Source organism: Nostoc sp., from assembly GCF_035638895.1.
In the GTDB taxonomy this organism is placed as follows: Bacteria; Cyanobacteriota; Cyanobacteriia; order Cyanobacteriales; family Nostocaceae; genus Nostoc.
The window spans coordinates 1-15,343 of sequence record NZ_DASQZC010000649.1 but is presented as its reverse complement, the minus strand read 5'-3'; the positions used below and the strand labels follow the sequence as shown (position 1 = coordinate 15,343).

At 41.3% G+C, this 15,343-nt stretch carries 8 protein-coding genes; 5 read left to right on the top strand and 3 right to left on the bottom strand.

Translation table 11 applies throughout. The features are described 5' to 3' along the window. Positions 1-593: 593 nt before the first annotated feature. The gene (locus VE944_RS31020) at positions 594-3,758 is read left to right on the top strand and encodes a CHAT domain-containing protein (RefSeq protein ID WP_324986697.1); all 3,165 of its coding nucleotides are present in this window, start codon (positions 594-596) and stop codon (positions 3,756-3,758) included. A 13-nt stretch (positions 3,759-3,771) separates the two neighbouring features. On the opposite strand, the gene VE944_RS31015 is transcribed toward VE944_RS31020, so the two are convergent. Continuing rightward, positions 3,772-4,785 carry a hypothetical protein gene (locus VE944_RS31015; protein WP_324986690.1) on the bottom strand — a complete coding sequence of 338 codons (1,014 nt, stop codon included), beginning with the start codon at positions 4,783-4,785 and terminating at the stop codon, positions 3,772-3,774. Between the two features lie 93 nt (positions 4,786-4,878). Further along, on the bottom strand, positions 4,879-6,753 hold the full coding sequence (locus VE944_RS31010; RefSeq protein WP_324986687.1) for a serine/threonine-protein kinase: 1,875 nt from the start codon (positions 6,751-6,753) through the stop codon (positions 4,879-4,881). Between the two features lie 501 nt (positions 6,754-7,254). Between VE944_RS31010 and VE944_RS31005 the strand changes: the two genes are divergently transcribed. The 4 genes from VE944_RS31005 (at position 7,255) to VE944_RS30990 (ending at position 14,850) form a co-directional block, all read left to right on the top strand. Then, the gene (locus VE944_RS31005) at positions 7,255-8,766 is read left to right on the top strand and encodes a helix-turn-helix domain-containing protein (RefSeq protein ID WP_324986684.1); all 1,512 of its coding nucleotides are present in this window, start codon (positions 7,255-7,257) and stop codon (positions 8,764-8,766) included. An 11-nt stretch (positions 8,767-8,777) separates the two neighbouring features. Then, positions 8,778-9,083, top strand: coding sequence for a fertility inhibition FinO-like protein (locus tag VE944_RS31000; protein ID WP_324986681.1), 306 nt, complete (start codon positions 8,778-8,780; stop codon positions 9,081-9,083). A gap of 671 nt (positions 9,084-9,754) precedes the next feature. Then, positions 9,755-11,158, top strand: coding sequence for a hypothetical protein (locus tag VE944_RS30995; RefSeq protein ID WP_324986679.1), 1,404 nt, complete (start codon positions 9,755-9,757; stop codon positions 11,156-11,158). A gap of 254 nt (positions 11,159-11,412) precedes the next feature. Then, positions 11,413-14,850: a plasmid replication protein, CyRepA1 family gene (locus VE944_RS30990; protein ID WP_324986694.1), complete on the top strand. Its 3,438-nt coding sequence runs from the start codon at positions 11,413-11,415 to the stop codon at positions 14,848-14,850. 110 nt (positions 14,851-14,960) lie between these two features. On the opposite strand, the gene VE944_RS30985 is transcribed toward VE944_RS30990, so the two are convergent. After that, on the bottom strand, positions 14,961-15,343 hold a 383-nt coding region (locus VE944_RS30985; protein WP_324986677.1), incomplete at its 5' end, for a tyrosine-type recombinase/integrase.

Genomic DNA, 15,343 nt, shown 5'->3' with positions numbered 1-15,343 from the left:
ATGGCGGCTATAAAAGGACACTCCTCATTCCCTACTCAGATTTCTTCTTGAAGCGATAGGCCATTCCGGCATGGCAACTCTTGGAGACGCTCCGCGTAGCTTGCTTCCACGGAGTGGTACGCTTACCGCTTTCATGCAATGAGGTAATTTTTGAATTATTGCATTAACGATCAAGTTTACTTTGGCTGTCTCCACACAAGGTTGTACTCTCTCTCAACAGCTGCCAGCGTTCCAACAACGACCGAGGATTCCATCAAGACACTATTGCCCAACTTCAGAAAGAAATAGAAAATTGGAAATATGATTTGGATATTCCTATCTTGATCCAAGTTCTCCCAAGGGGAGTTAAAAATTCAGAAACTAAACTTTTTGATGGGTTCGTTACCCTTTGGTGCAATTGTCCGGAATTTGAATTGTGGCGAGAAATATTTGAAACTAAACGAGTTTAGTGAACTTTGTTGCATTAAATTATTGTTTCCTCGCTGCACCATCATTTCTGTTGCCTCCACTCGATTTTGTACTCCCGTTCCACAGTCGCCAGCAATTTTGCCTGCAACGAAGATAAATAAGGTTGTGCAGAACCGTTGTTGACAGTGAGCGTGCCTGTGGGATTAGGATTTGGGACAGATCCTGGAAATATTCGCGTCTTTGGAGACGGCCAAGGTATAAGAAAAACTTCAGATTTAATAGATACTAGTTCTGGTCTGCGCGTGCAGCCAAATCAAACCTTAGCTTTGGTAGGTGGTGATATAGTACTCTCACGTGGAACGCTTAAAACAACAGGGGGACAGATTGAATTAGGCAGCGTGGCTGGAGCGGGTTTGGTCAATCTGATTCCTACAGATAAAGGCTGGACATTGGGATATTCAGGCATCTCAGCCTTTGGAGAGATCCAGTTGTCTGGAGCAGCAGCAGTTGATGCCAGTGGGAATGGTGGTGGCAATATTCAAATACAAGCCAGGAAGCTAATGCTAGACGGTGGTTCTCAGATTGAGTCCAGCACATTAGGAGCAGGAACGGGAGGAACATTGAAAATTAATGCTTCAGATTCAGTGAACTTGGTGGGATTAACAGAAGTTGATTCGTTTTTCAACACTGGGATATCGAGCCTCGTTTACCCAAGAGCTACCGGGGCTGGTGGCAACATCAATATTGAAACTGCGCGGTTAAATGTCCGGGATGGAGCAGGGATCGCTGCTGGTACGTATGGCTTCGGAAATGCTGGTTCCATGGAGGTCTTAGCTCATGATTCAGTAGAAGTGCTGCGAAAACCAACAGCCAAGGCAGGCAGTTCCATAACAAGTTTAGCCCAACGAGGATCTACCGGATCTGGCGGTAACATCAAGATTGAAACTGCGCGGTTAAGTCTACGCTCAGGAGGAGTGATATCATCAGGCACATTTGGGCAGGGTTCGGGAGGCAACGTATCTATCACTGCTGACGAAGAAGTGCAAGTAACCGGAAAGTCATTAACTGGTAATTCTCCTAGCAGAATATCAGCTCGAACTGGAGGAACTGGAAAGGCCGGAGATCTGACAATCGAAGCAGAACGATTAACTGTCACTGATGGTGGGAGAGTAAATATTGGTGGTGAAAAAATTCCAAAAAATCTCAACTTTCAGCCAGGACAAGGAAATGCAGGAACCCTCCGAATCAACGCAGACAGTATCAATCTAGACAGAGGTACTATCACAGCTGGCACAGAAGGCGGCACCAAGGGCCAAGGAGGCGACATTTTCTTACACTCTGGTGACTTACAATTACGTGACAGTATCATTACTGCGACTGCTGGGGGTAATGGCGACGGCGGCAACATCACTATCAACACAGATATTCTAGTTGCAATAAAAAATAGCACCATCACAGCGAATGCTTTTGAAGGGCAAGGCGGTAATATCAAAATCGACACCAAAGGACTATTCCTTTCTCCTGATAGCAAAATTACAGCTAGTTCACGGTTCGGATTGAATGGTACGATTCAGAAGGAAGTACAATTGCAAGCTCAATTACATCACCTGAGCTTAATGTTAGACTTTGAGCAATGGTTAGCAGTAGAGTCAAAATTAGGTAATAAAAAATTAGCCTCCCTTCGTACTAGAATTACTCAACAGATACAGCCTGCTGTAGATTTGCTTTTAAAAAATCATTCAACATTTTCTCAATTACCAGCCAGCTATTCTGTTTATGCCAAGCTGAACTTTTCTAAAAGTCTGAATAAAATTCCAGACCAACAGTTCCATTCACTAGCTATTGAATATGCTGAATCTGCTTTACAAACTGCTAGAAGTACTAATAGTCAAAGATTGCAGTCAGAGAGTTTTGGCGCTTTAGGTGAATTAAAACTAGAGCAATCACAACCATATTTTGAAGAAGCTTTGGGATTGGCTCAATCAGTTCACGCATGGGATCTTGCCTATCAATGGCAGCAGAAATTAGGAATTTTGTACAAGGAGCAGGGAAAATATAAAGAAGCTCTACAAGCATATAGTGCAGCGATTGAAAATGTCACTTTAGTTCGCAACAATCTTTCGTCAACTAATACAGATTTACAGTTCTCATTCCATGAAAAAGTGGAGCCTTTGTATCGTGAATATATGAGACTGCTCCTAACAGATTCTAACCCCAATTTTTCAGAAATAATTCAGACTAATGAAAGGCTGCAAATAGCAGAACTAGAAAATTATCTTCAATGCCGCAAGCTTAATCTGCTAGCTTTCAATGAAATTAAAAACTTAGATACTAGCCCAACAGTTATTCATATAATCGATTTAGTTGATAGTATAGAAGTAATCTCTCAATCTCCTAAACAGCCTCTTCATCACCACTCTATTGAATCTCAGCTAATTAGAGGGCATATTAATAATCTTGTAGATACTTTACAATACAAGAATCTTGCTTATGTTGGTGCAGATGTGATTCTTGACCATTCACAAGCACTTTATAATTTATTGATTGCACCTATCAAATATTTACCGACATCAGGAACACTAGTATTTACTTTAGATGCATCTTTGCAAAGTTTACCGATGGGCTTATTTCATGATGGGAAAAATTATCTGATTGAGCGCTACGGTATTACAGGTACTCTCGGTTCTCGAATGCAACCACCTAAACTTTTAAAACAGAAGCAGTTAAAAGCTTTCATTGCTGGACTCAGCAAGATTAGCCCTAGTTTTTACGCTCCAAATGCTCCCAAAGGACTCAAAGTATTGCCAGGGGTGGAAGTAGAAATAGCAAATGTAAAAAAAGGAATTACTTCTTCAAAAGTATTGTTAAATGAAGATTTTGTTAGCCCAATGCTAGATAAAGAATTGAGTACAGATGATTTTTCAATAATTCACCTAACTACTCACGCTCAATTTAGTTCTGTTCCTGACCGAACAATGATTTTTGCTTGGGATAAACCAATTACTGTTTCCGAATTTAATGATTTACTCAAAGAAAAAACTCAGTCTAGCCAAGAAGGAATTGAGTTATTAGTTTTGAGTGCTTGCCAAACTGCAAAAGGTAATAAGAGATCAGCTCTTGGAATGGCCGGAGTTGCAGTACAAGCCGGAGCCAGAAGTACGATAGCCACTCTTTGGCAAGTAGATGCTGATTCTAGCGCTTTACTGATGAAAGAATTTTATCAACGATTGAAAGATGGTTTAACTAAAGTCGAGGCACTACGTCTTGCACAATTGCAACTGATATCAAACCCTCAATATCAACACCCTTCCCACTGGGCAGCGTTCTTACTTATTGGCGGCTGGCTATAATTTCATGATCAAGTTAACGATTTTTCAACCATTTCACCAATTTCAACCCTGATTGTACCTTTGATAATTCAGATGTATTACTACTGCTCAAAGCTAATTGAGCTGCTATTGTGTAAGTCTGCTCCGCTTCGTTTGGTAATAACCCTCCTAAATAGCGATCGCCTAGTACTCTGTATAAAGTTGGATTTTGACTACCTGCCACGACTCGTGCAATTAATGTCTTAATTGATTCATCTAAAAGAAGCTTTGACATATATATAGCATCCAAATCTCGGAAAGCGGCTTCATCAGGCGACAATCCCAAGTCTTTAATTTGCTTGACTTCATCTCTTATCTGCTGAACATCATCAAGAGGTAAAAGATGGACTACTAAGGGACTATAATTCAGGGGTTGGCCGCTATAATTACTAATTACAGTGATTGTATACGTGTTGCCATACTGTAATTCTTTTTGCTCTTTCGGATATGATAGATGAGTAGCATTTACTACATCGGCTTCCCAGTTAACACCGTTGCCTTTTACTACTACTGTATAGCTATCAGCGCCTGGCACTGAGCGCCAAGAAATTTCTGGTCTATTATCTATAATTGAACTGCCGTAAGGACTAGTTACAATCGGGGCATTTTTTTCATCATCTGGCCCCTTATAGTCATGTGGACAAGGAACTATATTTAATACTGAACACTGTACAGCTTCGTTAGGTGGTGGCGCACATATTTGTGTATTAAAAACAGTGCTCTGCTTCAAATACAGAATTTTTCGATTTAAGAAACAGAGAACTTTGACCGCGCTTCCGTTTTGAGGATTGATCCGCTCTCCCAAACACAAATATCTTCCTGTTTTTAGGAAGCGATCGCCCGTGCTATAAACTCGACCACTTGGTTCATCACATAAATTATTTTGTAATATTCGTTGCTGTCCCCATGCACTGCTAGCCAACAAAAGTATTAGTGTTGGTATTGATACCAGGGTTGTAAGTCGGCGGGCTGGAAAGAGTTTTTTAGTTAGGCTAGGTACGGCAAGCATTACAACTTCTTAAAAAGCTAGTTACTTTTTTGTAGTTTAATCTAAGTAGAGAATAAATAAAGCATAAAATTTGGTTGATAGCGTTAAAGCCTGTTATGGGTTTGTCCTGAACTGTCGAGAATCAGGCTTGAGCCTAATTCTTTGTAATACATCCCCCCGCCAACGAAAGACTTCTGGCACTTTCGACTCAAGTATCAAGCAGGCTTCCCAATTAAGCCAGGAATTATCGTTATCACCCAAAGCTTCTTGAACTTGTGCCAGCAAACAGTAAGTGTCTGCCCTTTGAGGATTTAATTCTCCGGCTTTTTCTAAATATTCCTTTGCTTGACCCAACTTGTTCTGCTCAAAAAGCGCCCAACCTAAGTTTTTATACAATGCAGCTTGTAATTTTGGTTCTTTAGTTTTTTGTAACCCTTGTAGTGCTAGAGCAATCGCCGCATTATAGTCACCTTTTAGATTTTTCAATCTTGATAGATTATTAATAACTGGAATTGCTTGACTATTAATTTTTATCGCCAACTGATACTGCTGCTCTGCTAAATCTTTTTTTCCTTGGTCATCATAAAAGGTTCCTAGCCCATAATGTCCTGACCAACTATCCGGGTTCAACTTCAAAGCTTTCTCATAATTAGTTGTTACACATTCAAACTCATTTAATAACTGGCAAACAAATGCTAAATTATTATAAGTTTCTACATCTTGATTATTATATTTTATCGATAATTCATAATATTTTTTCGCTGAACGCAGGTTTTGAGTACTACGAGATGCTTTATCAAAATAAAACTTGGAAATAGAATTTTTCACTTCAGGATTAATTTTTATAGCTGAGTCAAAAGACTCTTGTGCTCCCTGAGAATTATTTGCTGCTTCTAACTTTTGTCCTTGAGTTACTAGATAGTTAGCTGCTAGACGTATAGATAGAAAGACACCCCCAACAAATCCCAAAACCATCAATGTATATTTGCTATATTTAAAAACTTTAGAATTAGCTAATCTATAATTTTTAATTTGCTTAGGCAGTTTTTCTAACCGCTGCAAAATTACTTCAGTCGTTTGCGGCCGCTGCCCTGGAAGGAAAGCCATTAATTCATCAATGAAATCAGCAAAAGGTTTGTCAATCTGCGGTGCATCTTTTCTCCAAATCAGATTTCCTGTTTTTTCCTCTGTTGGGAGGTTACTTAGAGGAGTTGCAGTAACTAGATTTACAAAAGTACAACCCAAGGAAAAGAAATCCGATTGAGGTACTGCCCGACCATTGATTTGCTCTGTTGGAGTGTAACAAGGCGTGATGACGGATGTAATTTCATATATTCCTTCCCTACCTGCACTAGTTCCCCCGCTTCCACTAACTTTCGCCAAGTAGGTGTCAGTCACTCGCCGTGCAGTACCAAAATCAACTAATGCCAGTTGACCACTTGGTTGGAGAACTATATTAGAAGGTTTGATATCTCGATGAAAAAAATTAGAGCGGTGTACTGTATCAAGAATTTCAACTAACTGCTTAAGCCATCCTAACGCTAGAGATTGTGAAATTTTCCCATTAAATTCTATCCATTGCTCCAAGTTTTGTCCCTCAAATTTATCCATAACTAAGCAACGCAGCGTTAAAGGACTATTTTTAGGAACAAAAGTAAAAAAATCATCTAAAGTACTTTCAGGAATGTTTGGATGCTGAATTAGTTGCAGAGTAAGAGATTCCTGCTCAATTAATTTAACTAATTTAGGCGATTTCCATTTCAGAACTTTGATGACTCGTTGCTTACGCACAGGGTTCCAACGAGTACCAGCATCATCTACTTCAAAAACTTCAAAATAATTAAATGGATCATCGGTAAGTGGCCTCAGTGGTTTGACTAGACGAATGCGGTCGTTAATTAGCAGCGAAGTGCCACAAGAGAGGCAGTGTTCTATGTCATCAGGATTTTGACGATGGTCACAAAGGGGATTAATACAGTAAGACGACATATTAAGAAAACTTATATATAAATATTGCTTAATTATTACTAGATGAGTATCAATTGTTTAACCATAGCTTTGTATGAAATTGTGGACAATTCAATAACTAAATCGTAGGTATCTAAGTAAATTAATAAGGCTGCGAACTTATACCAAGCCTTATTCTACATATTTATCACTAATCTAGTCCTTGTTATTTAATTACTGCTAGCAAGTAAAAAAAATAAGTGGCTTAAGTAATAGTCCACAAAATTTTAGTATAATAAACTACTTATATATCGGCTTTACTTATGAAAATAATGTTACTTCAACAAACGAATTGTCATTTTGCCTTCATTCAGCTATAAGTAACATCATTAGAAATTTGTATTGATACTTATTTCAAGTTAGACAATGAAAAATGAAAAAACCTAGTAATATTGAGTGTAATCCAAGATACTATCTAAATTAACTTGAATCTATGGAACTTCCCTTACGGGACTTCACTATCTCAACAGGACAAGTATAATCATGGATTTTGGTGACTTACGGGAACTAAAAGTTTCAGTCCCTTCTTTTTCATCCATCATCACAACAGAAGAAGAACCTCCAGAGCAAAGGTTTTCAGAAACAATGACTTTTGAAGAAGCTTTGGTAGCAGTGAATGATTTAGTGTTTGCCCAACTGGGTAGACATCTATCTGAAGCTGAGATCATTGTCATGAAAGGAGCTTGGAATAGTCGTGAGTTTGTAGAGATAGCAGAAAACTCACCTTACAGCGTTAATTATTTGCAACGACGTTTAGCTCCTCAGTTATGGGATTTGCTCTCCAAAATAATTGGAGATGGACAACGAGTGGGAAAAAGGAAGCTTCGATATTTTTTGGAGCAAGTAGCTAAAAAGTATCCTGCTCAGTCTGCTTCAAATCCAGGGCAAGTTCCTCTTGACACTGGTTTTATGCAGGAAATTAAGGGTCAACCGCCTAATATATCTACTTTTTATGGACGTATACAGGAACTGGCTCATTTAAAAGAATTAATAGTAAAGCAACGCTGTGTATCATTAGTAGGAGTGGCAGGAATTGGAAAAAGTGCATTAGCGGCAAAACTATTAGCAGAACTTAGTACAGAATCTCAACCTAGATTTGATTGTTTAATTTGGAAATCAGTTACTCATGCACCACGAGTCCAAGACTTAGTAGCTGATTTGATTGAGCTAATTGATCCCCTAGAGCCATCCTCAAATTTACCTGAATGTACGCAAGCAATGATTTCGGTGTTGGTGAAGCAATTGCAATCACGTAATTGTTTGCTGGTATTGGATGAGACTGATGCATTGTTCCATAGAAATAAATTGGAGCAGAGGCTAGAGTATAAAGTACTCTTTCGTCGATTATTGGAGGAGCAACACCAAAGCTGTCTGCTTTTAACCAATCGAATTTTCTCTGAAGAGTTTGGTATTTTAATGAAGGCTAAACGTCCAATTGAGTATCTTAGAATTGAAGGTTTAGATTCAGAAGCAGCAATGCAGCTTTTATCTGCTAATGGACTAACCGATAAAGATGAGTGTCAAAAATTAATTCATACATATCGTGGGAATCCTTTGGAACTAGAGACATTAGTCGAGAAAATTCACCACTACTTTGCTAGTAGTACGGAAAAATTTTTTAGAAAGTATACTACGTTTGTTAGCAGCGAGTTTCAAGCAATGCTTGACGAAATGTTTGGCGAAATATTGAGTGAAACTCAGAGGCGGATCATGATTTATTTGGCAGAGAAAATAAATTTAAATTTAAAACCAGTTAGTTTTGAACAACTATTAAGTGATACAAGTAAAAGCCAGGAAACACCTATATCTACTTCAGAGGTGATTAAGGCATTAGAACAACTGGAAAGACAGTCATTAATTGAAAGCAGCAAAGACCCAGTTACAAAAGAAATTAGTTTCACTTTACAACCAATGATTAAAAAGTATATTACGACAGATCCGATGGGGCTAGTCCATACATCTGATACTTTATCAACATTAGCTATTGCATCTTAAAAGAGGTAACTATGATTGCAGGCAAACTAGAAATCACAATTAAAATCAACGAACTGCCACAGCCCAAGGACGTAAAGAACGCTTGGCAGCAGTTTGATCTAAACTGTGACGGACGCATCACAACAATCACAGTTAAACCAAAGACTTACAATAAACTGACCGATGTAACCAGTAATTACCCACAGTCGGTAGCAGCGATTGCTGGCAAACTTGGTCAGTCAAATGAGCTTGGGTTCGTCTTAGAGTCACCCAACATACAAGTTTTTAAGTGCAAGCCCAAGGCAGAAACGACCTCTGCGGTAGGTGCTGCTTCTTGAAAAAGTGATTACCCAATCAGGGTAAGCTGGAACAAACGCTGGGAAATATGGAGGAATCAAACAAAATCAGAATCTCGTTAGATACGGAAAGACCACAAGTTATGTAAAATCAAGCTAATTGAAAGGAGGATGGAGGTGAAGATACAACAGTACCAGAATTTAACGTACAAAGCGCCACTAAGGAGTAGCGCTTTGTGCGGGCCTTAAATTCCATATAACCTCAGAGCGGGGTTGATCTCGAAGGAACAAAATAAGTGGCCGTTGAAGTTTGGCGACGGAGACGACTACTAAATTTGTCCGAGAGTTTTTGCCGCGCTGCAAGATCCATTATAGGATCTGCCGCTTGGAAAGTCCATTCCTTACGGTGTGTTTTGGCTGTCGAAATTCATCAATTTTAGGTAAAGTTAAGTTTGATTAAGAAATATCCCGAATTTCGTAGCAAAAAGCAGTAGCAGCGCGAATATCAGTCAACAGTTATCAGTTGGAATTTACAGTCCTTGATAACTGTTGACTGATAACTGATACAACCCCCTCTGAAGCTTGTCAACCAAGTTATCAGGGAAAAATATCGTGAAAAATGACTTATGCCCAATACACCTTGGTGTCGGGATTAAAGTGACATCAAAATTTTTTTCAAACCCCTCTCCTTGTGCTAATGACGGGAGAGAAATATGCTGACACTAGATACAGAAGAAACCAAATCAGCACTTCATTACGATGATTTTAATAGCAGTATCAAAGACACCTTCGCTGCCATAGACCAATTTGAGTTGCAAGCAGTAGAACAGGTTCGCATCATGCATGACGAGCGGATGTACAGAATCGCTGGGTACAAAAACTTTGAACAATATTGCCAAGGCGAATTGCATGTATATGGTGGCTATCGGCGTATAAATCAACTTTTAGGAGCATCAAAAGTTATTGTTGCAGCAGGGGAGTTGGGGTCACAGATTAAAAATGAGCGCCAAGCCCGTCCTCTTTTAAGGTTAGCCAAAGAACCAGAAAAACTTATTGCTGCGATAACGCTGGCTTTGTCATCGAACCCAAACCCTAGCGAATCAGATTTCGCAGCTGCGGCAAATACAATTGCTCCTATGCCAAGAGGAAAAAATAAATTCCATCAGGAACCATTGGTTCCTAAAAATGCCATCACAATTTCATCACCAGAACATCCCCGTTATGGGGAATCCGGAGTGATTTGTGCTTCGGCTCCGAATAATTCCCAGCAAATTGTCACCTTTAGCGATGGTGAAAGGCTGTTGGTAAACAACACTGATTTGGATGACGCAATTGTGTCCGAATCGACTGAGCGTACATATCCTAAAGTTTATGCCGAAGCGATCGCTGCACTCAAAGAGCAACATAAGCTTGAGTTAGAGCGCTTACAGCAGGAATTGAGGATTGGACTACAGTCAGAAGCCACTGCTAGAGCCGAAGCCCAAGTAAGTGAGCAAATCCAATCCTTGCAAAACCTTTACAGGCAACAGAAGGAGGAAAATATCCAGTTGCAGCAGCGCTTAGACGAGATGGAATCGCTACGGCAGTTGGAAACTGAGAACCAGCAGCTAAAAGAGCGCATTCGAGATTTGGAAAACGCCTTTGAGCCGCATCAATTACAAGACTGGGGGAATACTTACACTAAACTTGGGGCTAAAGCATTAAACAAGAAGGGAGAGCAAGCTCTGGAGAAAACAATTGATTTGCGAAGTCTTGCACTTGTTCCGCCTAAAGAAAATGCGACTGAATGTCTGCGCCTCATGGGTATGGCATTGAAAAACCTAAGCGTTGCCATGAACAATACCCAAGCTCTTGAGGCGGCGGCGATAATTTTGGGTACTAGTCCCACACAAGAGGCGATCGCAACAAGGACGGAGCAATTACAACTATTACCCCAGGCTATTAGTGAAATTAGGCAAGTACTTGCACGTATTGAGTTTACATGGCAGGACTTTTGGGCTGTGGCTGAAAAATACGAGGTGATAAAAGCAGACTACTGGGCAGAACTTACTACCCAGGAAACTGATTTTATCACACAAGCTCGAAAAAACAGTGAACAGTTAACAGTTAACAGTTAAGCTAATCGTCATTCATTTTTCCTTCTTTGATTTGCTGTAAGGACAACCCTACGCTGCTCCCGCAGTACAGCATGACTGATAACTGATAACTGTTCACTGATGAATGCGGCATAGGTGCAATGTCACCGAAATTGTCATGGAAAATTTTAGGAAAAAATGTGAATACAAATAAAAATGCAATTAAGAGTGGCAACCAAGAGCCATTTGAGCCTAAACCAGATTGTAAGGTATCAGTTGAGCAGAGCGAACACCCGATTGAATACCCAAACAATCTCACGCCTGCCGAGTACCATGAGTTGCTAGCTGGTAGTGCCATTCATCCAGCACTGATTGAGAACAGTTTCTTCCACATAGAAGGAGAAACAATCTACGGCTACCTGTTCATCTCTGACAAAATCCCTCGAAAAAATGCCGGTCGAGTTACGGATGCATACATAAGGCAATATCAGCATCTATTGCTGGGGGGGACATGGATTCAATCCCTTGACCCTTTCAACAATTGGCAACCAATGGAATGGGGGCGGATTAAGCCGAACTTCCCCCGTATTGATTGGGAAAAAGGGAAACCCGTCAAATACGAGTCACCACCCAAAACCCCCAACCGCGTTACCTACTTTGATGTCGCTAACCCCATCTGGGAAAAGATTGCAAAACGCTATTTAATTAAGCGGTATCATTCAGTTTTGGCGCTGCGCTTGCTGGATAAACTCAATCCACTAATATTTTGGGAGTGGGTGAAACAGCATCCAGAGATTCCAATTATCTTATGCGAAGGGGAAAAAAAGGCTGCTTGCTTGCTGAGTCTGGGGTTTGTAGCGATCGCACTTCCGGGAATTTGGAACGGGCGCGTGGGCAAACAAGATTTCGATGAACGGTTGCATCCTGACTTAGTACCAATGGCTCAGGCGGGGCGCAAGTTCATTGTATTATTTGACTACGAAACTTCTTCTAAAACCAGGTGGTCGGTGTTTCAAGCCACTGTTCGCACAGCAAAAGCAATCTTAGCTGCTGATTGTGAATGTGAAGTTGCATTACTGCCGGGGCCAGAAAAAGGCGTTGATGATTTTGTTGTGGCGCGGGGCGAAGATGCTAACGCTCTACTGAGCGCAATCATCGATGATGCTAAATCACTTGCTGATTACAAGCGCTCGTATCGGGCTAAAAAATGGGGGTTAAGCAAGTACCAGGCGGATGTCACTGTTAATGTCAAGTATCTCTCTGAGGCTTTGTGCATTCCTGAACTTGAAGAAAAATGCAATTTGCCTGAGCTTTATGATCTTGAAAAGGAACAACTTTTCACGCCATCTATAAAAGGACATTCGAGAAACAAGGAGTCTACGGATTCTGGCGGAGTTGATTCATCCAAATCGAAGAAATCCCCTACCTTCAATTTCCCAAAATCAGGACTAGTTGTACTGTGGAGCGACATGGGTACTGGTAAAACCCAACTCATGCGCTGGTGGCGTGACCAAAACCCCGACGCGCGGTTCCTCAACAATGGGCATCGCGTAAATTTGCTGAAAAATCTTGCCGAACGCTTGCAGACAGCCATGTACTCCGACTTGGGTTACACAGGTTTAGCCCAGGCCCAAGCCCTTAGTATTACTATTGACAGCTTGCATAAGCTGAATACTCAGTCTCTGACTTACGGCTGCATATTTATAGATGAAGCCTGCCAATACCTCACCCACCTACTACACAGTAATACTTGCAAACAACATCGCGCCGCCATTTTGGAGGTACTGGAATATATAGTATACAATGCGCCACTGGTCGTCATCGCTGACGCACACATGGATGACCTGACTGTGGATTTCTTCCGCTCCATGCGACCAAAAGAGGAAATTCCTTACATCGTCAAGAACGAGTGGCGAAACGGTTCACGCACAATTTATTGGTACGAGGGGGATAATGAGAGTGCCCTAGTCGCCCAAATCTCGGCAGCGCTGATGCTTGGTGAGAAAGTCATGGTTGCAAGTGACAGTAAGCGTTTCATCAAAAAACTCGACAAATCCTTTACTATCAACTACGAAGAATCTAACTCCGAAAAATCACATACACCAAAAAAATGGCGTATCTGGTCTGTTCATTCAGATAATTCTGGCAGTGATGAAAATGTTGCTTTCATCAAAGATATCACCAACGCCGTCAAAAACTTTGATGCCTTGTTCACATCTCCCAGTCTCGGTACTGGTGTCGATATTTCCCAGTATCATTTTGATTTAGTGTTCGGTGTGTTTCACGGCGTTTCCCAAACCGCTACTGAGTGCGCTCAACAACTGTACCGCTATCGTCCAAAAGTCCCGTTTCATATTTGGGTGGCCCCACGTCCTCCCTTTGGTTACAAGGATACAAACGCATCCAAGATTAAAGAGCGCTTGCTCCAAACCAATGAAATGACCGCTTTTCTGTTGCGGATTGACAGAGAAACGGGTAAGCGGGGCGCAGAGAAAGATTGGGCGCTTGAGGCTTATTGTCAAATTATGGCTAACCGCCACTATTCTCTCAATAATTTGCGTGATGATTTGCGATCGCTTCTCACAGAAATGGGCAATACATTTATATATGTGGGAAATGATTCAGATCCTCAAGCAAGAGAAAGTCTAAAAGCAGCAGCACAAGCTTTGGATAGTGCCCACAATTCGGCTGTTGCCAAGGCTAAGAATATTTCTTTGAGTGAGTACCGCGCCCGTCAGAGCAAAGATTACCTTGACCCTAATGAAATTTTTGAATGTGAAAAGTTCCGCATCTCTGATTCTTACGGCATCGAAGTAACCGAATCACTCGTAGAAATAGATAAAGGTGGCCGCTTAATTAGAGCAATCGCCGGACTTGAGGCAATTTTAGCCCCACCCGAAGAATCGTTTACTGACCCCAAAACTGGGCGAAGTTATCCTACGCCACCAACAATTGTCACCCAAAAAGACCGCACCGAGCGGGACAATCTACCTTTGTGCATCGACTGGGGTAATTACTCGGCACGGTGGCTTGCTAGATTTAACCTGGGACTGCATCAAATTCTCTTAAGTTTAATGAGGGGTGATGAAGTTACCGCCGACGATTCTACCTTACTCAAGATGACGGCGATTGCTAAAAATTGTGCTGCTCACGTCAAAGCAATTCTTGGGTTTACTATTCCCCTAGACTGTAAGCCTATTTGGTTGCTAGGAACTTTAGTCGAGCAGCTGGGGTTAAAGTTGACTTTCCGTAAGCAGGGTAAGCGGGGCCAACAGGTGAAACTTTTCTCTTTATCTAAAGAGGAATTAGAATTTGCAATGCATGTAATTGCTCATCGCGTGGAAAAGCGTAATCAAAAAGAAAATCGAACCTATTATGCTGCTCAAACCCCTGCTGCGTATAGTGGAAACCCGAATCAGCAGCCCGTATCCGCCCCCCCCCCTGATGCTATAGGGAACTCCCATTGCCAAGGGGAGGATACTACCGAATTTGAGTCACCTCCGACAGATCGCATTACTCTACTTCATTGCGTAGAAATACTTCGCTCTGGTATTTCTCGTGGAGTAGACGCGATTAAAGGTATTCTCAAGCGGTGGAGGAGTGATTTGCGCTGGGAGACGGTGCTGGAACTTGAAACGATCGCGGCAAATGAACTACGTAGCCTGGAGCAATCTGTGCCTGATTTTTATCAGTGGCTCGATGAAGAGGTGTTGCCTATGGAGGGGGCTAGCTAGATAAAAAATCTCATTAACATTTGAAAGTTGTTTCTAGTTTCGTTGCCAGTAGCAATTAATATTACTGGTTCCAATTTCTGCTGGATTTTCAAAAGTCATGTGCGTCAATCTCAAATATCCATCAAGTTCATAGCACTGCTGTCATTAGGTCTAGCTTTGAGATAGCGATCGGTGATGGCTAAATTGGCATGACCCAAAGTTTCTTTCACCAGTACCGGATTAGTCCCACGCTCAATGGCATGAGAGCCATGAGCATGACGTAACCAGTGTGCTGAAACCAGTTCGCTTAATCCGGCTTCTTTTGCAATTGCTTTGACAATAGGGTGCAAGTTTTGACGGTCGAGATGTCCCCCTTTTTGACTTCGGAAAACTGCGTCTTTTGGTAAAGCTTGACCTTTGAACTCCATTAGTTCCGCCCACAGCTTCGGCTTAATGAGAATTGTGCGATTTTTGCTCCCCTTGGCTTTTCTCACGTACACCTGTCCACTATCAC

What these genes read in the sequence shown, in the direction of transcription:
- VE944_RS31005 (WP_324986684.1), top strand. Translation starts at nt 7,255, where the DNA reads ATGGATTTTGGTGACTTACGGGAACTAAAAGTTTCAGTCCCTTCTTTT.
- VE944_RS30995 (WP_324986679.1), top strand. Translation starts at nt 9,755, where the DNA reads ATGCTGACACTAGATACAGAAGAAACCAAATCAGCACTTCATTACGAT.
- VE944_RS31010 (WP_324986687.1), bottom strand. Translation starts at nt 6,753, where the DNA reads ATGTCGTCTTACTGTATTAATCCCCTTTGTGACCATCGTCAAAATCCT.
- VE944_RS31000 (WP_324986681.1), top strand. Translation starts at nt 8,778, where the DNA reads ATGATTGCAGGCAAACTAGAAATCACAATTAAAATCAACGAACTGCCA.
- VE944_RS31015 (WP_324986690.1), bottom strand. Translation starts at nt 4,785, where the DNA reads ATGCTTGCCGTACCTAGCCTAACTAAAAAACTCTTTCCAGCCCGCCGA.